The sequence below is a fragment of the Pseudomonas sp. FBCC-B1565 genome (genome assembly GCF_059133265.1).
Genome location: NZ_CP101438.1, coordinates 3,707,080 through 3,725,242, shown reverse-complemented (window position 1 = coordinate 3,725,242; position 18,163 = coordinate 3,707,080). Strand labels below are relative to the sequence as shown.

19 protein-coding genes are annotated in these 18,163 nt (G+C 63.1%); 14 read left to right on the top strand and 5 right to left on the bottom strand.

Annotated elements, in window-relative coordinates:
• The first annotated feature begins 52 nt into the window (after window positions 1-52).
• The 8 genes from NL123_RS17505 to dctM all read left to right on the top strand — a co-directional run bounded on the left by NL123_RS17505 (window position 53) and on the right by dctM (window position 8,605).
• Window positions 53-871, top strand: coding sequence for an HTD2 family dehydratase (locus NL123_RS17505; RefSeq protein WP_494355915.1), 819 nt, complete (start codon window positions 53-55; stop codon window positions 869-871).
• 28 nt (window positions 872-899) lie between these two features.
• Complete coding sequence (locus tag NL123_RS17500) at window positions 900-2,063, top strand: acyl-CoA dehydrogenase family protein (protein ID WP_058424085.1); 1,164 nt, start codon at window positions 900-902, stop codon at window positions 2,061-2,063.
• A 10-nt stretch (window positions 2,064-2,073) separates the two neighbouring features.
• Window positions 2,074-3,423 carry an MmgE/PrpD family protein gene (locus NL123_RS17495; RefSeq protein WP_248488133.1) on the top strand — a complete coding sequence of 450 codons (1,350 nt, stop codon included), beginning with the start codon at window positions 2,074-2,076 and terminating at the stop codon, window positions 3,421-3,423.
• A gap of 9 nt (window positions 3,424-3,432) precedes the next feature.
• A complete protein-coding gene (locus NL123_RS17490) occupies window positions 3,433-4,626 on the top strand; it encodes a CaiB/BaiF CoA transferase family protein (protein WP_248488134.1) in 1,194 nt (397 codons plus the stop codon).
• A 15-nt stretch (window positions 4,627-4,641) separates the two neighbouring features.
• A complete protein-coding gene (locus NL123_RS17485; protein WP_248488135.1) occupies window positions 4,642-5,457 on the top strand; it encodes an HpcH/HpaI aldolase/citrate lyase family protein in 816 nt (271 codons plus the stop codon).
• 102 nt (window positions 5,458-5,559) lie between these two features.
• Entirely contained in the window at window positions 5,560-6,543 is a 984-nt protein-coding gene (gene dctP, locus NL123_RS17480; protein WP_248488136.1) for a TRAP transporter substrate-binding protein, read from the top strand.
• Window positions 6,544-6,692: 149 nt separating this feature from the next.
• Window positions 6,693-7,325 carry a TRAP transporter small permease gene (locus tag NL123_RS17475; RefSeq protein ID WP_494355914.1) on the top strand — a complete coding sequence of 211 codons (633 nt, stop codon included), beginning with the start codon at window positions 6,693-6,695 and terminating at the stop codon, window positions 7,323-7,325.
• A complete protein-coding gene (dctM, locus tag NL123_RS17470) occupies window positions 7,325-8,605 on the top strand; it encodes a C4-dicarboxylate TRAP transporter large permease protein DctM (RefSeq protein ID WP_058424079.1) in 1,281 nt (426 codons plus the stop codon). Before NL123_RS17475 ends, dctM begins: the two co-directional genes overlap by 1 nt.
• A gap of 46 nt (window positions 8,606-8,651) precedes the next feature.
• On the opposite strand, the gene ampC is transcribed toward dctM, so the two are convergent.
• Entirely contained in the window at window positions 8,652-9,794 is a 1,143-nt protein-coding gene (ampC, locus tag NL123_RS17465; RefSeq protein WP_248488138.1) for a class C beta-lactamase, read from the bottom strand.
• A 131-nt stretch (window positions 9,795-9,925) separates the two neighbouring features.
• Between ampC and NL123_RS17460 the strand changes: the two genes are divergently transcribed.
• Window positions 9,926-10,804: a LysR family transcriptional regulator gene (locus NL123_RS17460; RefSeq protein WP_248488139.1), complete on the top strand. Its 879-nt coding sequence runs from the start codon at window positions 9,926-9,928 to the stop codon at window positions 10,802-10,804.
• Between the two features lie 77 nt (window positions 10,805-10,881).
• Window positions 10,882-12,066 carry a DUF2252 family protein gene (locus NL123_RS17455; RefSeq protein WP_248488140.1) on the top strand — a complete coding sequence of 395 codons (1,185 nt, stop codon included), beginning with the start codon at window positions 10,882-10,884 and terminating at the stop codon, window positions 12,064-12,066.
• Between the two features lie 21 nt (window positions 12,067-12,087).
• On the opposite strand, the gene yghX is transcribed toward NL123_RS17455, so the two are convergent.
• Window positions 12,088-12,975, bottom strand: coding sequence for a YghX family hydrolase (gene yghX, locus NL123_RS17450; protein WP_248488141.1), 888 nt, complete (start codon window positions 12,973-12,975; stop codon window positions 12,088-12,090).
• A 44-nt stretch (window positions 12,976-13,019) separates the two neighbouring features.
• Entirely contained in the window at window positions 13,020-13,514 is a 495-nt protein-coding gene (locus NL123_RS17445; RefSeq protein ID WP_248488142.1) for a PaaI family thioesterase, read from the bottom strand.
• 121 nt (window positions 13,515-13,635) lie between these two features.
• On the opposite strand from NL123_RS17445, the gene NL123_RS17440 reads away from it, so the two are divergent.
• Window positions 13,636-14,202 (top strand): YceI family protein, encoded by a 567-nt coding sequence (locus NL123_RS17440; protein WP_494355913.1) that lies wholly within the window; start codon window positions 13,636-13,638, stop codon window positions 14,200-14,202.
• On the opposite strand, the gene NL123_RS17435 is transcribed toward NL123_RS17440, so the two are convergent.
• Window positions 14,199-15,089: a DMT family transporter gene (locus NL123_RS17435; RefSeq protein WP_494355912.1), complete on the bottom strand. Its 891-nt coding sequence runs from the start codon at window positions 15,087-15,089 to the stop codon at window positions 14,199-14,201. The two genes, NL123_RS17440 and NL123_RS17435, sit on opposite strands and share 4 nt — an antisense overlap.
• A 90-nt stretch (window positions 15,090-15,179) precedes the next feature.
• Between NL123_RS17435 and NL123_RS17430 the strand changes: the two genes are divergently transcribed.
• Complete coding sequence (locus NL123_RS17430; protein ID WP_494355911.1) at window positions 15,180-16,505, top strand: aminotransferase-like domain-containing protein; 1,326 nt, start codon at window positions 15,180-15,182, stop codon at window positions 16,503-16,505.
• Window positions 16,506-16,533: 28 nt separating this feature from the next.
• Here NL123_RS17430 and NL123_RS17425 read toward each other — a convergent pair whose 3' ends face one another.
• Window positions 16,534-16,965 carry a nuclear transport factor 2 family protein gene (locus tag NL123_RS17425; protein ID WP_058424070.1) on the bottom strand — a complete coding sequence of 144 codons (432 nt, stop codon included), beginning with the start codon at window positions 16,963-16,965 and terminating at the stop codon, window positions 16,534-16,536.
• 507 nt (window positions 16,966-17,472) lie between these two features.
• Between NL123_RS17425 and NL123_RS17420 the strand changes: the two genes are divergently transcribed.
• Entirely contained in the window at window positions 17,473-17,691 is a 219-nt protein-coding gene (locus tag NL123_RS17420) for a DUF6434 domain-containing protein (protein WP_248488146.1), read from the top strand.
• Window positions 17,688-18,158, top strand: a complete 471-nt coding sequence (locus tag NL123_RS17415; protein WP_494355910.1) for a RidA family protein — start codon at window positions 17,688-17,690, stop codon at window positions 18,156-18,158. The genes NL123_RS17420 and NL123_RS17415 overlap by 4 nt, the downstream gene beginning before the upstream one ends.
• Window positions 18,159-18,163: the final 5 nt, after the last annotated feature.

Below are 18,163 nucleotides of genomic sequence, written 5' to 3'. Positions count from 1 at the left end.
ACACCCTTGCATGATCCGGGGCAGACACTCACTGCCCGAGGACCTGCACCCGATGAGCGCCACCGATTGGATCGGCCGTAGCGAAACCGCCCACGACCACCTCAGCCATAACCTGCTCAAGCGTATTGCCGCCACCTTTGGCGAAGCCGTGCCCGAAGACGGCGCGGATATCCCGCCGCTGTGGCAGTGGTGTTTCTTCCAGGACCCACTGCCGGAAACCGCTCTGGGCGGTGATGGTCATCCGGCCCGTGGCGGCTTCCTGCCGCCGGCCGACAACCGCAATCGCATGTGGGCCGGTGGGCGCATCGAGTTCCTGCATGCACTGCGTGCCGGTGAGGCGGCGACCCGGGTGTCGACCATCACCCAGGTCGAAGAAAAGACCGGGCGCACTGGCTCGCTGCTGTTCGTCACCGTGCGCCACGACTACTCCCAGGCAGGCCGCCTGGCGATCCGCGAGGAACAGGACATCGTCTACCGCGAACCCACGCCGCCCAAATCGGGCAGCGGCGAGGCGCTGGAGCAGGGCGAGTGGTGCGAAACCGTCGACCCCACGGCGACCCTGCTGTTTCGCTACAGCGCGGTGACCTTCAACGGCCACCGCATTCACTACGACTACCCCTACGTCACCGGCACCGAAGGCTATGCCGGGCTGGTGGTGCACGGGCCGCTGATCGCCACCCTGAACTTGCGTGCGTTCTGTCGCGCCCATCCCGACGCCACCTTGCGCCGGTTTGCCTATCGCGGTGTGCGCCCATTGATTGCGCCGCAACCCTTCGAAGTGGGCGGGCGCGTCACCGAAACCGGCGTTGCCCAACTGTGGGCTGGCAATAGCGATGGCCTGGCGCAGCAAGCCCAGGTGAATTTCGAATAATCCAAGAACAACAGGCGGAGAGCCGCAGATGAACCCGAATGACAACGAAGAACTCAACGCCATCCGCGAAGGCGTGCGCGCCTTGTGCGCTGAATTTGATGCCGCCTACTGGCGCAGGATCGATGAAGAGAAGGGCTTTCCCGAGGCTTTCGTCAAGGCGCTGACCGACGCCGGCTGGCTGTCGGCGATGATCCCCGAGGAATACGGCGGTTCCGGCCTGGGCCTGGCCGAGGCCTCGGTCATCCTCGAAGAAGTGAACCGCTGCGGCGGCAACTCCGGCACCGTGCATGGCCAGATGTACAACATGTTCACCCTGTTGCGGCACGGCAGCGAAGCGCAGAAACGCTTCTACCTGCCCAAACTGGCCAGCGGCGAATTGCGCCTGCAATCGATGGGCGTGACCGAGCCGACCACCGGCACCGATACCACCAAGATCAAGACCACCGCAATCAAGCGCGGCGACAAGTACGTGATCAACGGCCAGAAGGTGTGGATCTCGCGGGTCCAGCATTCCGACCTGATGATCCTGCTGGCGCGCACCACGCCGTTGGCCGAGGTGAAGAAGAAATCCGAAGGCATGTCGATCTTCCTCGTCGACCTGCGCGAAGCCATCGGCAACGGGCTCACCGTGCAGCCCATCGCCAACATGGTCAACCACGAGACCAACGAGCTGTTCTTCGACAACCTGGAGTTGCCGTTGGACAGCCTGATCGGCGAAGAGGGCAAGGGTTTCAAATACATCCTCGACGGCCTCAATGCCGAACGCACGCTGATCGCCGCCGAATGCATCGGCGATGGCCGCTGGTTTATCGAGAAGGCCAGCGCGTATGCCCGTGACCGCGTGGTGTTTGGCCGGCCCATCGGGCAGAACCAGGGCGTGCAGTTCCCGATTGCCGAGGCGCATATCGAGATCGAAGCGGCAGACCTGATGCGCTGGCGCGCCTGCGAGGAATACGACAGCGGCAAGCATGCCGGCGCCAGCGCCAACATGGCCAAGTACCTGGCGGCCAAGGCGTCCTGGGAGGCGGCCAATGCCTGCCTGCAAACCCACGGCGGTTTCGGCTTTGCCTGCGAGTACGACGTGGAGCGCAAATTCCGCGAGACGCGCCTGTACCAGGTGGCGCCGATCTCCACCAACCTGATCCTGTCCTACGTGGCCGAGCACCTGCTCGAACTGCCACGCAGCTTCTGAGGGGCCGACCATGAGCCATACCCAAGCCTTATGTCGGTTCCTGGCGGATCTGCACTACGCACAGTTGCCCGAAACCGTCCTCGCGCGCACCGAAGACCTGTACCTGGATTGGCTGGCCTCGGCGCTGGCGAGTAAAGGGGCGCACCCGATTCCGTTGTTCGAGCGCTATGCCCGGAAGATGGGGCCGAGCAGCGGCCCGGCCCAGGTGATCGTCAATGGCACCAGCAGCAGCGCCTACTTCGCCGCGTTGGTCAATGGCGCTTCATCGCACCTGGTGGAGCAGGATGACCTGCACAACAGCTCCGTGTTGCACCCGGCGACCGTGGTATTTCCGGCTGCCTTGGCCGCCGCCCAGGACCTGGGCAAATCCGGGCGCGACTTGCTGCTGGCCTCGGTGGCCGGTTACGAGGCGGGTATCCGCATCGGGGAATTCATGGGCCGCTCCCATTACCGCATCTTCCACACCACGGCCACCGTCGGCACCCTGGCGGCGGCGGTGGCGGTGGGCAAGTTGCTGGATTTCAACCAGGAACAATTCATCAACCTGCTCGGCAGCGCAGGCACCCAGGCCGCCGGGTTGTGGGAGTTCCTGCGCGATGCCGCCGACTCCAAGCAGCTGCACACGGCCAAGGCGGCAGCGGACGGGTTGCTCGCCGCTTACCTGACGGCGGATGGGCTGACCGGTGCACGCAATATTCTTGAGGGCGACCAAGGGCTGGCGGCGGGCATGTCCAGTGATGCCGAGCCGGGCAAGTTGTCCGCCGGCCTGGGCAGTCGCTGGGCATTGCTGGAGACCTCGTTCAAGTTTCATGCGTCGTGCCGCCATACCCATCCTGCGGCCGATGCGCTGTTGGAGCTGATGCAGCGCGAACAGCTCGCCGCCGCCGATATTGCCCGCGTGGAAACCCGCGTGCATCAGGGCGCCATCGATGTACTGGGGCGCGTGAACGTACCGGCCAGCGTGCACCAGGCCAAGTTCTCCATGGGCACTGTGCTGGGCTTGATTGCCGTACACGGCAAGGCCGGGCTCACCGAGTTCCATGAGCTGGCGTTGACCGACCCGGCCGTGTCGGCTTTTCGCGACAAGGTCAGCATGAGCCTCGACCGCGAAGTCGACGGCGCCTACCCGCAACGCTGGCTCGGCCGTGTCACCGTCACCACGCAGGATGGCCGCACACTGCACGGCGCCATCGACGAGCCCAAGGGCGATCCGGGCAACACCCTGAGCCGCACGGAGCTGGCGGACAAATTCCAGCGCCTCGCCCAATTCAGCAACGCCCGCACACCGGCCCAGGCCAACGCACTGATCGACAAGGTCTGGGATTTGCGCAACGCCACGTCCATGGCCCACTGGCTCTGAGGAACTGTCATGACTAACCCAAGACCGCTGGACGGCATCACCGTTGTCAGCCTGGAACATGCGATTGCCGCGCCATTCTGCACCCGTCAGTTGGCGGACCTGGGCGCTCGTGTGATCAAGATCGAACGCCCCGGCGTCGGCGACTTTGCCCGTGGCTACGACGAACGCGTGCGCGGTCTGGCCTCGCATTTTGTGTGGACCAACCGCTCCAAGGAAAGCCTGACCCTGGACCTCAAGCAGGACGAGGCGGGCGATATTCTCGACACCTTGCTCGCCGACGCCGATGTGCTGGTGCAGAACCTCGCGCCTGGCGCGGCGGCGCGCATGGGCCTGTCGTTCGAGGCGCTGCATGCGCACTTTCCGCGGCTGATCGTGTGCGATATTTCCGGCTACGGCGAAGGCGGGCCGTACGAGAAAAAGAAGGCCTACGACCTGCTGATCCAGAGCGAGGGCGGTTTTCTCTCGGTGACCGGTGGCCCTGGCGACGACCAGATGGCCAAGGCCGGTTGCTCCATCGCCGACATCTCGGCGGGCATGTACGCCTACAGCGGCATCCTCTCGGCGCTGCTGCTGCGCGGCAAGACCGGCAAGGGCAGCCGCATCGACGTGAGCATGCTGGAAAGCCTGGTGGAGTGGATGGGCTACCCGATGTATTACGCCTTCGACGGCGCCCCGCAGCCACCGCGTGCCGGGGCCGCGCATTCGACGATCTATCCCTACGGCCCGTTTCCCACCGGCGATGGCGGCACGGTGATGCTCGGTTTGCAGAACGAGCGCGAATGGGCGGCGTTCTGCGACAAGGTACTGCTCACGCCTGAATTGGCGACGGACGAGCGTTTCAGCGCCAACTTCAAACGCTCGGCGAACCGTGAGGTGCTGCGCCAGATCATCGTCGACAGCTTTGCGCAGTTGGATGCCGAGGCGGTGATCCAACGCCTGGAGGACGCGCAGATCGCCAGCGCCCGGGTCAACGATATGCAGGGCGTATGGGACCACCCGCAACTCAAGGCCCGTGACAGCTGGCGCGAGGTCGATAGCCCGGCCGGTCCGCTGCCGTCGCTGTTGCCGCCGGCCCGCAATGCGGCGTTTACCCCGCGCATGGACGGCGTTCCGGCGCTGGGCCAGCACAGCCAGGGCATTCTCGACCGGCTCGGTTACTCCGGCGATGCCATCGACAGCCTGCGTGCACGCGGCGTTATCTAAATAAGGAATTCTGTGATGCCAAAGCCATTGGTGCGTTCGGCGTTGTTTGTACCCGGTAGCCGACCGGAACGATTTTCCAAAGCCCTGGCCAGTGGGGCCGATGCGGTGATCGTGGATTTCGAGGACGCGGTCGAAGAACCGCTCAAGCGCCAGGCGCGGGATAACCTCGGGGTGTTCCTGACGGCGAACCCCGCTGCCCAGGTGTGGGTGCGCATCAATGCGCCGGAGCATGCCGAGCATTTCGAGGATGTGGCGTTCTGCAAAGCCCATCCGAATGTGGCGGGGGTATTGCTACCCAAGGTTGAAAGTGCCGCGCAAGTGGCGGTGGTTGCCGCCACCGGCAAAGTGATCTGGCCGATTATCGAAAGCGCCCGTGGCTTGCTGGCCGTGGCCGAGATCGCCCATGCGCCACAGGTGCAGCGCCTGTCGTTTGGCGGGCTGGACCTGGCGCTGGACCTGAACCTGAGCAGCAACTCCGCGGCTGCGCAGTTCGCCCTGGACCAGGCGCGCCTGGCGCTGATTGTGCATTCGCGGGCGGCGGGTCTGGTCGCGCCGTTGGACGGTGTACACCCGGCCATCGATGACCCGGAAGGCCTGCGCCGTTCGATCCGGCATGCCTATGAAATGGGCTTTGCCGGGGCGCTGTGTATCCATCCCAAGCAGGTGGCGGTGATCCATGCAGCGCTCGCACCGAGCGCCGCAGACCTGGCTTGGGCGCAGCGGGTGGTGGACGCCGGCGCCCATGGGGCAGGGGCCTACCAGATCGATGGGCAGATGGTGGATGCGCCGGTGTTGCTGCGCGCGCAAAGGTTGTTGGCGGCCCAGGCGTAGCGTTCGGCCACGCCGAACGCAGGTATCTAAAATTCGAAATTCACTACACGCGTCACATCAGGCACCTTGCCTTACAACACAACAATAAGAAGGTGATTTTCCATGCTCAAGCTCTCCCGGGCGCTGCTGTGCGCCGCCACCTTGTTTGCCGCAGGCCTAGCCCAGGCGGCGGACCCGATCGTGATCAAGTTCGCCCACGTGGTGGCCGAAAACACCCCCAAAGGCCAGGGCGCGCTGTTGTTCAAGAAGCTCGCCGAAGAACGCCTGCCGGGCAAGGTGAAGGTCGAGGTGTACCCGAACTCGTCGCTGTTCGGCGATGGCAAGGAAATGGAAGCGCTGCTGCTGGGCGACGTGCAGATGCTGGCGCCGTCCCTGGCCAAGTTCGAGCAATACACCAAGCAGGTGCAGATCTATGACCTGCCGTTCCTGTTCAACGACCTGGCCGCCGTTGACCGCTTCCAGGCGGCCCAGGGCAAGGCGCTGCTGACCTCGATGCAGGATAAGAACATCCTCGGCCTGGCCTATTGGCACAACGGCCTCAAGCAACTGTCGGCCAACAAGGCGCTGCATGAACCCAAGGATGCCCGTGGCCTGAAGTTCCGCGTACAGGCCTCCAGCGTGCTGGAAGAGCAGTTCAAGGCGATCCGCGCCAACCCGCGCAAGATGAGCTTCGCCGAGGTGTACCAGGGCCTGCAGACCGGTACCGTCAACGGCACCGAGAACACCTGGTCGAACTATGAAAGCCAGAAGGTCAACGAGGTGCAGAAGTACTTCACCGAGTCCAACCATGGCCTGATCGACTACATGGTGATCACCAACGCCAAGTTCTGGAACGGCCTGCCACCGGACATCCGCAGCACCCTGGAGCAGATCATGGTCGAGGTCACCGTCGAGGTGAACAAACAGGCCGAAGCGCTGAACCAGTCGGCCAAGCAGAAGATCGTCGACGCCAAGACCAGCGAAATCATCGAACTGACCCCGGAGCAACGCCAGCTGTGGCGCGAAGCCATGCGCCCGGTGTGGCAGAAGTTCGAGGGTGAGATCGGCGCGGACCTGATCAAGGCGGCGGACGCGTCCAACCAGTAATCCCCCAGTGTGGGAGGGGGCTTGCCCCCGATTGCGGTGTGTCAGCTTGCTCATCTGTCTCTGACCCACCGCTATCGGGGGCAAGCCCCCTCCCACCTATCGATCCGGTTTTCACCCTGACATCTCATTTGCTTTCGCGAGGTTTTGCCATGCAAACGCTAAGGCGCGTCTGGGAGCACCTGGAGGAAGGTTTCATCGCCTTCCTGCTGGCCGCCATGACCCTGGTGACATTTGTCTACGTCATGCTCAACAACATCTACACGCTGTTCTTTGCCCTGTCTGACAAGTGGGCCTTCAGCAGCACCTTCTTCGGCGCCCTGGGCGACCACACCATGACCTGGGCCCAGGACATGACCTGGAGCGTGGCGCTGACCAAGGCCATGTTCGGCTGGCTGATTTTCTTCGGTATTTCCTACGGCGTACGCACCGCCGGCCACCTTGGCGTCGACGCACTGGTCAAGCTGACCAGGCGCCCGGTGCAACGCTTGCTGGGCATGATTGCCTGCCTGTGCTGCCTGGCCTACGCCGGGCTGTTCATGATCGCCAGCTACAAGTGGGTCAGCGCGGTGATGACCGCGCATATCGGCGCAGAAGACCTCGACCAGTACGGCATTGACGTCGGTGACATCGTGATCATCGTGCCCATTGGTTTTGCCATGGTGTTTATCCGCTACCTGGAAATTTTCTACCGCATTTTTACCCACCGTCAGGTCGGGTTGGGGCTGGCCGACGAGGCCGGCGAGGCCAGCAAATTGGCCGGCAGCCATGAGGAGCGTCACTGATGGCCGTGCTCTGTCTGTTTCTGCTGTTGTTCGTGTTCATGTTCCTCGGCGTGCCGATCGCGATTTCCCTGGGCTTGTCCGGTGCGGTGTCGATCCTGATGTTCAGCCAGGACTCGGTGAGCTCCCTGGCGATCAAGCTGTTCGAGACGTCCGACGCCTACACCTTCCTGGCGATTCCGTTCTTCCTGCTCTCCGGCGCGTTCATGACCACCGGCGGTGTGGCACAGCGCCTGATCGACTTTGCCAACGCCTGTGTCGGACATATCCGTGGCGGCCTGGCCATTGCGGCGGTGTTGGCGTGCATGCTGTTTGCGGCGCTGTCCGGTTCGTCACCGGCGACCGTGGCGGCGGTAGGTTCGATTGCCGTGGCGGGCATGGTGCGTTCCGGCTACCCGAAGGAGTTCGGGGCGGGGATCATCTGTAACGCCGGCACCCTGGGCATCCTGATCCCGCCGTCGATTGTGATGGTGGTGTATTCGGCGGCGACTGAAACCTCGGTCGGCAAGCTGTTCATGGCCGGGGTGATTCCGGGCCTGTTGCTGGGCCTGATGCTGATGATCGCCATCTACATCGTCGCGCGCATCAAGAAGCTGCCGGCCCAGCCCCGAGCGACCTTCCGCGAATGGCTGACCTGCGCGCGCCGCGCCTTCTGGGGCCTGTTGCTGCTGGTGATCATCCTCGGCGGCATCTACAGCGGCATGTTCACCCCGACCGAAGCGGCAGCGGTGGCGGCGGTGTATTCAGCGTTTGTGGCGTTGTTCGTCTACAAGGACATGAAGCTGCGCGACTGTCCCAAGGTGCTGCTGGAGTCCGGGCGCCTGGCGATCATGCTGATGTTCATCATCGCCAACGCGATGCTGTTTGCCCATGTGCTGACCACCGAACAGATCCCCCAGGAAATCACCGCGTGGGTGATCTCCGAAGGGCTGACGCCGATTGGTTTCCTGATCATGGTCAACGTGGTGCTGCTGGTGGCGGGCAGCTTTATGGAACCGTCGGCCATCGTGCTGATCCTGGCGCCGATCTTCTTCCCGATTGCCATGAAGCTGGGTATCGACCCGATTCACCTGGGGATCGTGATGGTGGTGAACATGGAAATCGGCCTGGTGCACCCGCCGGTGGGGCTGAACCTGTTCGTGACCTCGGCGGTGACCGGGTTGACGCTGGGGCAGACCATCCGCGCGGCGCTACCGTGGCTGATGATTCTGTTGGTGTTCCTGATCATGGTCACGTACTTGCCGTTCATTTCGCTGGCGTTGCCGCACTGGCTCGGGATGTAACCCAACTTGCAGGAGCCCGCCAGCCGGCTCCTGCAGGGCGTGTGCATCAGTGGTCCAGCGCACTCAGGATCGCATGGGCCACTTTCACCCGTTCGGCATTCGGGTAGTTCTTGTTGGCCAGAATCACCACCCCCATGTCCTTGCTCGGCACATAGGCCACATAGGCGCCAAACCCACGGGTCGAACCGGTCTTGTTGTACAGCACGTTGGCCGGTTGCACCTGGGCCGGGGTCAACCATTTCACCTTATGCGGCTCCATGGCCATCGGTGTGGAGTTGCCTTCCATCAGCGCTTGCAGCGTGATCGGGTAGGGGTAGTACTCCCAGCCCAGGCCCTGGGTCATGCCGTTCACCGTGTAGTAACCGGTGTGGGTGGTGGCGATGGCCTGTTGCAGCGGTTTCTCCAGGGTTTGCGGGTGCATGTTCAGCATCACGTACTGCGCCAGGTCCTGACTGCTGGTCTTGATGCCATAGGCTTCGCTGTCCAGCGCGCCGGGGCCGACGCGTACCGGTTTCTGATCCTTGTCGTAGCCTTGGGCGTAGGTCTGGTTTTTGTCTGGCGGCACGCTGACATGGGTGTTTTTCAGGCCCAGCTTGGGCAGCAGGGTTTTCTCCATGGCGACGTTGAACGGCTGGCCCAGGCTTTGCGCACTGAGGTAGCCGAACAGGCCAATGCTGGGATTCGAGTAAAGGCGTTGTGCGCCAGGCGCATAGACAGGTTTCCAGTGCTGGAAATATTCGAGCATGGTGTCGGCGCTGTCGGCGGCGTCCGGAAATTGCAGTGGCAGGCCGCCAGGGGTGTAGGTGGCCAATTGCAGCAGGCTGATGCGGTCGAAGGCACTGCCCTTGAGTGCGGCGAGATGCTGGCTGGCCATGTCCGACAACTTCAGCTTGCCGCTGGCCGCAGCGTAGCCGCCGAGGGTGGCGGTGAAGGTCTTGCTCACCGAGCCGATCTCGAACAGCGTGTCTTCGGTAACGGGCTGTTGCTTGTCTTTGTTGGCGACGCCGTAGTTAAAGTATTGCACCTTGCCCTTGTTCACCACCGCCACCGACAGGCCGGCGATGCCTTGCTGCTGCATCAGGGGCTCGACGCTGCTGTCCACGACCTGGCGCAGGTCGGTGGCAGCCATACAGGTGCCGGAGCTGATAAATAAGGCTGAAATCAGGAAATTTCTTACGTTGGAGTTCATGGTTATTCGCTTCCATGTAAATGATGCACTGACGATCGGGGCCTGCGCAGGCGTGGCAAATCTAGTCAGGTTCGGTCCCTTCGGCAAACGATGATATCTTGCAGCTGCCATTAGAAAATCTAGGGTAGACCATGCTGCGTTCCCATTTGCCCCTCAATGCCCTGCGCGCGTTCGAGGCGTCGGCCCGGCACTTGAGCTTCACCCGGGCAGCCATCGAGTTGTGCGTGACCCAGGCTGCGGTCAGCCATCAGGTGAAAAGCCTGGAGGCGCAACTGAATGTCGCCTTGTTCAAGCGCCTGCCACGCGGCCTGATGCTGACGCGTGAAGGTGAAACCCTGCTGCCGGTGTTGCGCGAGTCCTTCGACCGCATCGCTCACACCCTCGGTCAGTTCGAGGGCGGGCACTACCGCGAGGTCCTTACCGTCGGGGCGGTCGGCACCTTCGCGGTCGGCTGGTTGCTGCCACGCCTGGCGGATTTTCAGCAGCGCTACCCGTTTATTGACCTGCGCCTTTCGACCCACAACAACCGTGTCGACGTGGCCGCCGAAGGCCTGGATTACGCCATTCGTTTCGGCGCCGGCGCCTGGCACGGCACGGATGCCTGCGAACTGCTGGAAGCTCCGCTCAGCGTGCTATGTGTGCCGCAACTGGCCGAGCAATTACGCGCACCGGCCGACCTCTTGAAACACACCTTGCTGCGCTCCTACCGCGCCGATGAGTGGAACCTGTGGTTCCAGGCCGCCGGCTTGCCCGCCGATACCCTGCTGCCGCGCAGCATTGTGTTCGATTCTTCGCTGGCGATGATGGAGGCGGCCTTGCAAGGCCTCGGCGTGGCCTTGGCGCCGGCGATGATGTTTGCGCGGCAACTGGAGAGCGATGTGATTCGCCAGCCGTTCGATGTCGGCATCACCACCGGCAGTTACTGGTTGACGCGCTTGCAGTCGCGGGCCGAGACGGCGGCGATGCTGGCGTTCAAAGGCTGGTTGCGGGACATGGCTGCGGAAGATTGAAACGCTTTTTTTTGAAACATAATGAAACATTTGTCGAGGGCCAGCGCTCTACCGCAACACCTGCACTGAGTTTTTCCATGAAGATACCGCGCCCCTCCGCCCGCCTGCCGCACCTGACCCAACTACGTAACCTGAAAATGGCCCGCTCTGCCCACGCCTACGTGCGCGGCAGCACCGTGCAATTCTACGAATGGCTGCACAGCCAGAGCGGGCGCCGCTTGCCCCATGGCCCGGCGATCTGGATCTGCGGCGACTGCCACGCCGGCAACCTGGGGCCTACCGGCGATATCAAGGGCCGCATCGATATGCATATCCGCGACCTTGACCAGACGGTGATCGGCAACCCGGCCCACGACCTGGTGCGCCTGGCGCTGTCCCTGGCCACCGCTGCGCGCGGCTCGGACCTGCCGGGGGTTACCAGTGCGCGCATGCTCGAAGAAATGATGGTGGGCTACGAACAGGCGTTCAAAGACAAGCCCGACGCCGCGCCGCCGCGCCCGTCCCAGGTCAAGGCGGGCATGCGCAGCGCGGTGGAGCGCACCTGGAAGAACCTGGCGCGTGAGCGCATCGAAAATGCTCGCCCGAGCATTCCCTTGGGCAAGCATTTCTGGTCGCTGTCACGGGCCGAAAAAACCGCACTGGAAACGCTCTGCGCCTCGGCCGACATCCATCAATTGGTGACGTCACTCAAAGGCCGCCCCAAGGACGCCAGGGTCGAGTTGCTGGACTCGGCCTATTGGGTCAAGGGCTGCAGCTCCCTGGGCCTGCAGCGTTATGCCGCCTTGCTCGGCGTGGGCGACAAGGATGACCAGGAATATTGCCTGATCGATATCAAACAGGCCGTCGGCGCGGCGGCGCCCCGTGCGGCACGGGCGAAGATGCCCCGGGACAATGGCCGCCGGGTGGTGGAGGGCGCCCGCCAGCTGTCGCCTGGTTTGGGTGAACGCATGGTGGCGACGCGCATGCTGGACAATGGTTTTTTCATCCGTGAACTGTTGCCCCAGGATATGAAGCTGGAACTGGACGAGTTGAGCGAGATCGACGCCATGCACGCCGCCGGTTACCTGGCACGGGTGGTCGGTATCGCCCATGCCCGGCAGATGGATCGCGATACACGCAAGGACTGGATGGCGGTATTGCAGGAGAACCGCTCCAAACAGCTGGATGCGCCGTCGTGGCTATGGACCAGCGTGGTGCAACTGGTAGGGAGCCATGAGCAGGGCTACCTCAACCATTGCCGGCGCTATGCACTGGAACACTGAGGTCGCTCCTACAGGGGGCAGTCAGGCCAGGTATTTGCGGAACCACCCCAGCGTACGTTCCCACGCCAGGTTCGCCGCCGCTTCGTCATAACGCGGCGTCGAATCATTGTGAAAACCGTGGTTGGCCCCCTTGTAGATGTACGCCTCATAGGTTGTGCCGGCTGCTTTCAGGGCCTTTTCATACGCCGGCCAACCTTCATTGATCCGCGTGTCCAGCTCACCGTAATGCAGCATGATCGGCGCCTTGATGCGCGATACGTCCTTGGCTTCCGGCTGGCGCCCGTAGAACGATACGGCCGCCCCCAGTTCCGGGTAGGCCACGGCTGCCGCATTGGTCACGCCACCGCCATAACAGAAACCGGTAATGCCTACCTTGCCGGTGCTGTTGTCGTGGTGCATCAGCCATTCGATGGCGGCGAAGAAGTCGTTCATCAGTTTGGTTGGGTCGACGGTCTGTTGCAGTTGCACGCCTTTTTCGTCGTTGCCGGGGTAGCCGCCCACCGAGGTCAGGCCATCCGGCGCCAGCGCGATAAAGCCGGCCTTGGCCAGGCGCCGGGCGACGTCTTCGATATAGGGGTTGAGGCCACGGTTTTCATGGACGACCACCACCGCCGGCAATTTGCCCGCCGCTTTGGCCGGGCGCACCAGGTAGGCGCGCACGCTGCCGTTGCCTTTGGGCGACGGGTAGGTGATGTAGTCGGCGACGATGTCCGGGTCGGTGAATTTCACCTGTTCGGCCAGGGCGTAGTTGGGGCTCAGGGCTGCGAGCAGGGCCGAGGCGGTGAGACCGCCAAAGGTGAACAGGGCGGCGCGGTCGAGAAATTCGCGACGGTTGAGCTTGCCGTGGGCGTAGCCGTCGTAGAGTTCCAGCAGTTCGGGCGCAAAGTCTTTCGCGGTGAGACGAGTCATCGGTGCAGTCCTCGATTAGCGGTGGCCATCAATGTAGACCAGGATCAGCTGTCACGGCCATGGGCGGCGGCGGCCAGTTGGCCGGTGTCGACGCGCACGAAGATCGAGTCGCCCACGGCGGTCAGCACGTCACCGGCGTACACCTCGCAGATCACGCGGGTCTTGCGCCCCACGTCGCCGTCGACGCGGGCGCGCAAGGTGAGGGTGACGCCCATGGGGGTCGGCTTGATGAACTTGATGCCGAGGTTGCCGGTCACGCAATCGATGCGCGGCAGGCTGCCGGGTTCGCGGTGTTCGGCGCGGTAGTGGTAGGCCATGGCGGTCCAGTTGGAATGGCAGTCCACCAGCATCGCGATCAGGCCGCCGTAGACCAGGTCGGGCCAGCCGGTGTACTTTGCCTCGGGCAGGTGCTCGGCCACCAGGTGGATACCGTCCGCGTCCCAGCGGCTCTTGATGTGCAGGCCATGGGGGTTGCTGCCGCCGCAGCCGTAGCAGATGCCTTCCGGCGCGGTGATGTCCTGGAGCGATGGGGCGTGCATGCAGCGTCCTTATTGTTGTGGGGCGACTACTCTGTTTAGCAGGACAAACGCCCGATGGGAATAAATCCCTGGTATGAGGTGTTAGCTCGATACTGTGTTCTTACCTGTCGCGGAGCGTTGCATGAAACGTCGAATGTCCCCGGCCGCCGTCCTGGCCTTGATCCTTGCCTACGGCGCCAGCGCCCAGGCGGTGGAGTACAAGGACGTCAACCGCACCGCCAGCCAGATCAGCTTCACCTACAAGCAATTGGGGCAGCGGGTGTATGGCACGTTCAGCGACTTCGAGGGCACCTTGACCTTCGATACGCAACAGCCGGAAGCCGGGCATGCCTTGCTCAAGATCCAGCTCGCCAGCATCGACGCCGGCAGCCCGGATGCCAACGACGAACTGCAACGCGCCTCCTGGTTCGATACCGCGACCTACCCGGTGGGCGTGTATGAATCCACCGGGGTCAAGGCGTTGGGGAATAACCGCTACCAGATCAGCGGTAACCTGACCATCAAGGGCACCACGCGCCCGGTGGACGTCGACGTGGTGCTCAAGGAGCAGAGCGGCATTGGGGTGTTCGACGGTGAGTTCATCCTCAAGCGCGGCGACTTCAGGATCGGCGAGGGCGAATGGGCCGGCAACAGCGTGGTGTCCAATGACATCAACATCAAGTTCAAGGTGGTCGCGCCGCAGCGTTAACGGGCAAACTTCTTTGCACCGGCCACGCAACCGATTACCGCGACCGTGACCAGCACCATGCCCAGGCTGACCTGCTCATGCAGCAGGCCCGCCGCCAGCGCCAGGCCGAAGAAGGGTTGCAGCAATTGCAACTGGCCGACGGCGGCGATCCCGCCCTGGGCCAACCCGCGATACCAGAACACAAAACCGATCAGCATGCTGAACAATGACACGTAGCCCAGGCTGAGCCAGGCGGGCAGGCTGATGTCGCGCACACTCGCCGGCGCCAGCACTAGGCTCAATGGCACCACTACCGGCATCGACACCACCAACGCCCAGCAGATCACCTGCCAACCGCCGAGGCTACGCGACAGCTTGGCGCCTTCGGCATAGCCCAGACCGCAGACCAGCACGGCCAAAAGCATCAGCAGGTCGCCGGCGGGTGCGGCGCTCAAGCCCTGGGCGAAGGCATAACCCATCACCAGCCCACTGCCCAGGATCGAAAACAGCCAGAACACCGGGCGCGGACGCTCGCCGCCGCGCAGCACACCAAATACCGCGGTGGCCAACGGCAGCAGGCCGATGAACACGATGGAGTGGGCCGAGGTCACGTATTGCAGGGCCAGGGCGGTGAGCAGCGGGAAGCCGATCACCACGCCCAGGGCGACGATTGCCAGGGGCACCCACTGCTGGCGTACGGGGCGTTTTTCCTTGAACAGCCACAGCAGCAGTACGCCCAGCAGGGCGGCGATGGCCGCGCGAATCATGGTGAGGAAGACCGGGTCGAACTCCATTACGGCCAGGCGCGTGGCGGGCAAGGAGCCACTGAAGATCACCACGCCCATAAAGCCGTTGATCCAGCCTTGGGCGCTGCCATTCAGGGTGTCAAGAGAGGAGGTGCGTTGCATGATCAGGCGTCCGGACAAGGAGGGGTTGCGTTGCAGCCATCCTAGGGGTGAGGATTAATACAATCAAAAAATTGTCATGGATACAGCCCAATGCCCCGCGCCCGCTACAAGTCGTTGGTCGATACCTTTGCCCAAGCCATCCGCAGCGGAACAATGCCGCCCGGCACACGGCTGCCAACCCACCGGCAACTGGCCGCCGAGCATGGCCTGGCCCTGGTCACCGCCAGCCGGGTGTATGCGGAGCTTGAGGGGATGGGGCTGGTCAGCGGTGAAGCCGGGCGTGGCACCTTCGTGCGCGAAATCTCGCTGCCGCCGGGGCAGGGCAGTGGGCAGATGACGGTGGCGCCGGGCATGCTCGACCTGAACTTCAATTACCCTTCGTTGCCGGGCCAGGCGGATAGGTTGCGCACGGCGCTGCGCCAGTTGGCGCTCTGCGGCGACCTCGAAGCCCTGTTGCGTTACCAGCCCCATGCCGGCCGCTTGCATGAGCGCGCGGCGGTTGCGCGGCACTTACTCAGTCGCGGGCTCAGGGTGGACGCCGAGCAGGTGCTGCTGGTCAGTGGCGCCCAGCACGGCCTGGCGGTGACGCTGATGGCGTTGCTCAAGCCCGGCGATGTGATCGCGGTGGATGCCTTGACCTATTCGGGGTTCAAGGTGCTGGCCGAAACCCTGCACCTGGAAATCGTCGCGATCCCGGTCACGCCGGTGGGGCCGGACGTGGACGCGCTACACAACTTGTGTCGCAAACGCCCGGTGCGCGCGGTGTACAGCATGCCAACCCTGCACAATCCATTGGGCTGGGTGGTGGACATGGCCCAGCGCGAACGCTTGGTCGCCATCGCCCGCCAGCATAATCTGCTGATCATCGAAGACGCGGCCTACGCGTTCCTGGCCGAAGAAGCGCCGCCGCCGCTGGCGACATTGGCACCGGAGCGCACGGTGTATGTGGGCGGGCTGTCGAAAAGCGTCGCGACCGGGTTGCGGGTCGGGTTTGTCGCAGCGCCGATGGAATGGGTGAAACCACTGGAGCGCACCCTCATGGCCACCACCTGGAACGTGCCGGGTGTGATGAGCGCCATTGCGGTGGCCTGGCTGGAGGATGGCACGGTGGCGCAACTGGAAGCACAAAAGCGCCAGGATGCCCAGGCGCGGCAGGCCTTGGCGGCGCAGGTGCTGAAGGGACTGGCGTACGTGAGCCATCCTTCTTCGTATTTCCTGTGGTTGCCCCTGGCGGACGAGGCGCGGGCCGATCAGGTGGCCATGAGCTTGCAGCGCGAGGGCATTTCCGTGTCTACCGCCGAGCCATTTGCCGTGTCGACCCATGTGCCGCATGCGTTGCGTTTGGCCTTGGGCTCGGTGGCGCTGCCGGCGCTGCGTGAGGCGTTGTTGAAGGTGCGCAAGGTGGTGGCGTGGTGAGCCGGGGTCAGCGGCTCACCGCTGGGCATCAGTACTTGTAGGCCTGGCGTCCGATCAGCAGCCATTTGCCTTTTTGCTTCTGCCAGACCTGGAAGTTGTCGATATCGGTGGGCACTTCTACACCGCTGTTAACGGCCAGAGCGTGGAAGTGGTTGCGCACCAGTGCAGTGTCGCCTTGCAGGGTGATGGTCTGGTTCTGCATTTCCAGGGTCTTGAACGCGCTGGTGTGGGTTTCCAGGTCAGCGATGAATTGGTCTTTGTTCTGCACCTTGCCGCTGGAGTGACCGTAGGTGAGCTTGTCGGACGTCAGCGCGTGAAGCTGCTTGAGGTCCAGGTGCAGCATGGCCTGGGTCAGTTGGTCGACCGCTTGGGCCACGTCCTTTTCGGCAGGGGCAGGCGCTGCTGCGACATAGCCGCTGAACAGGCACAGAAAGCCGATCAGCACTTTGACGTTTTGCATGGGTGTTTCCTTATTGTTGTTGGGGGCTGGCACGACGGGGTAAGTCGTCGTACAACCATGCAATATTTCAGAGGGGGAAGGAAAGTGAAATTTTGAAATATCCAGAAAAGTTTCGGCACTGAGGTCAGCCCTTTCAAGGTCTTCAGATAGAACAGGCGATGAGTCTTCTGTGGCGAGCGGGCTTGCCCCGCGTTGGGTTGCGAAGCGACCCTGGAAGGGGAAGTGCGCTGAACCAGGCATTCTTAGGCCGCTGGTGCTGGGGCTGCTTCGCAGCCCAACGCGGGACAAGCCCGCTCGCCACAGTTGTAGTGTTCACCCTTGATGGGAGGGTATCAGGCAGGTATGGCCGTTTTTTCAAAGACCTTGAAAGGGCTGGGCTTAAGGCAATATAAGCAAGCCTTTATCTTGTACGATGTCCCAACACATAAGTTGAATCACAGCTCACTTCCTGTGCGGATAGCACATCGCTATGCTAGCGCCGAAACCCCACGGCGCCCGAGAGACAACATGGATTTTGACTGGCACAGCGACCCCATCACCCGCGACACCCCCGTCACCCCCCACTACAAAAACACTCAGAACGTGCGCCGCTTCATGCTTGAGCACTGCGGCCCAGGGTTCAAGTTCGACCGGCCCTTCATGGCCTGGATTCGCAACGATAGGCCCAAGACCCTGGGCGACGTGGTGGATGAGTGGCAACGTCGCAACGAGGATGCACGCCCATGACCCGCGACGAAAAATACCAGGCCGCCCAGCTGCGCATCGGCTATCAGTTGAATGAATTCAAGATCGGTGGCAACTACACGCCGCTGGTCCGCGATGGCAACCACCTGTACATCAGCGGCCAGATCCCGCGTGTCGGCGATGCCATCGTGCTGCCGGGCAAGGTCGGTGACAGCCTGACCCTCGCCCAGGCGCAAGTCGCCGCCGGCATCAGCGCGTTGCGCTGCCTGGGGTTGCTCCAGCAGGCCCTGGGTTCGCTGGACCAGATCAAGGCCATCCCGCGCATCACCGTGTACGTGCGCAGTGCCGAGGATTTTGATCAGCAGAGTGAAGTGGCCAACGGCGCGTCGGACCTGTTGCACGAGATTCTCGGCAGCGCCGGGGTGCATACGCGGACCTCGATTGGCGTGATGCAGCTGCCGAAGTCGGCGGCGGTGGAGATCGAAATGATTGCGCTGGCGCACGGCTGAGCGAT

What these genes read in the sequence shown, in the direction of transcription:
- NL123_RS17505 (WP_494355915.1), top strand. Translation starts at nt 53, where the DNA reads ATGAGCGCCACCGATTGGATCGGCCGTAGCGAAACCGCCCACGACCAC.
- NL123_RS17500 (WP_058424085.1), top strand. Translation starts at nt 900, where the DNA reads ATGAACCCGAATGACAACGAAGAACTCAACGCCATCCGCGAAGGCGTG.
- NL123_RS17495 (WP_248488133.1), top strand. Translation starts at nt 2,074, where the DNA reads ATGAGCCATACCCAAGCCTTATGTCGGTTCCTGGCGGATCTGCACTAC.
- NL123_RS17490 (WP_248488134.1), top strand. Translation starts at nt 3,433, where the DNA reads ATGACTAACCCAAGACCGCTGGACGGCATCACCGTTGTCAGCCTGGAA.
- NL123_RS17485 (WP_248488135.1), top strand. Translation starts at nt 4,642, where the DNA reads ATGCCAAAGCCATTGGTGCGTTCGGCGTTGTTTGTACCCGGTAGCCGA.
- dctP (WP_248488136.1), top strand. Translation starts at nt 5,560, where the DNA reads ATGCTCAAGCTCTCCCGGGCGCTGCTGTGCGCCGCCACCTTGTTTGCC.
- NL123_RS17475 (WP_494355914.1), top strand. Translation starts at nt 6,693, where the DNA reads ATGCAAACGCTAAGGCGCGTCTGGGAGCACCTGGAGGAAGGTTTCATC.
- dctM (WP_058424079.1), top strand. Translation starts at nt 7,325, where the DNA reads ATGGCCGTGCTCTGTCTGTTTCTGCTGTTGTTCGTGTTCATGTTCCTC.
- ampC (WP_248488138.1), bottom strand. Translation starts at nt 9,794, where the DNA reads ATGAACTCCAACGTAAGAAATTTCCTGATTTCAGCCTTATTTATCAGC.
- NL123_RS17460 (WP_248488139.1), top strand. Translation starts at nt 9,926, where the DNA reads ATGCTGCGTTCCCATTTGCCCCTCAATGCCCTGCGCGCGTTCGAGGCG.
- NL123_RS17455 (WP_248488140.1), top strand. Translation starts at nt 10,882, where the DNA reads ATGAAGATACCGCGCCCCTCCGCCCGCCTGCCGCACCTGACCCAACTA.
- yghX (WP_248488141.1), bottom strand. Translation starts at nt 12,975, where the DNA reads ATGACTCGTCTCACCGCGAAAGACTTTGCGCCCGAACTGCTGGAACTC.
- NL123_RS17445 (WP_248488142.1), bottom strand. Translation starts at nt 13,514, where the DNA reads ATGCACGCCCCATCGCTCCAGGACATCACCGCGCCGGAAGGCATCTGC.
- NL123_RS17440 (WP_494355913.1), top strand. Translation starts at nt 13,636, where the DNA reads ATGAAACGTCGAATGTCCCCGGCCGCCGTCCTGGCCTTGATCCTTGCC.
- NL123_RS17435 (WP_494355912.1), bottom strand. Translation starts at nt 15,089, where the DNA reads ATGCAACGCACCTCCTCTCTTGACACCCTGAATGGCAGCGCCCAAGGC.
- NL123_RS17430 (WP_494355911.1), top strand. Translation starts at nt 15,180, where the DNA reads ATGCCCCGCGCCCGCTACAAGTCGTTGGTCGATACCTTTGCCCAAGCC.
- NL123_RS17425 (WP_058424070.1), bottom strand. Translation starts at nt 16,965, where the DNA reads ATGCAAAACGTCAAAGTGCTGATCGGCTTTCTGTGCCTGTTCAGCGGC.
- NL123_RS17420 (WP_248488146.1), top strand. Translation starts at nt 17,473, where the DNA reads ATGGATTTTGACTGGCACAGCGACCCCATCACCCGCGACACCCCCGTC.
- NL123_RS17415 (WP_494355910.1), top strand. Translation starts at nt 17,688, where the DNA reads ATGACCCGCGACGAAAAATACCAGGCCGCCCAGCTGCGCATCGGCTAT.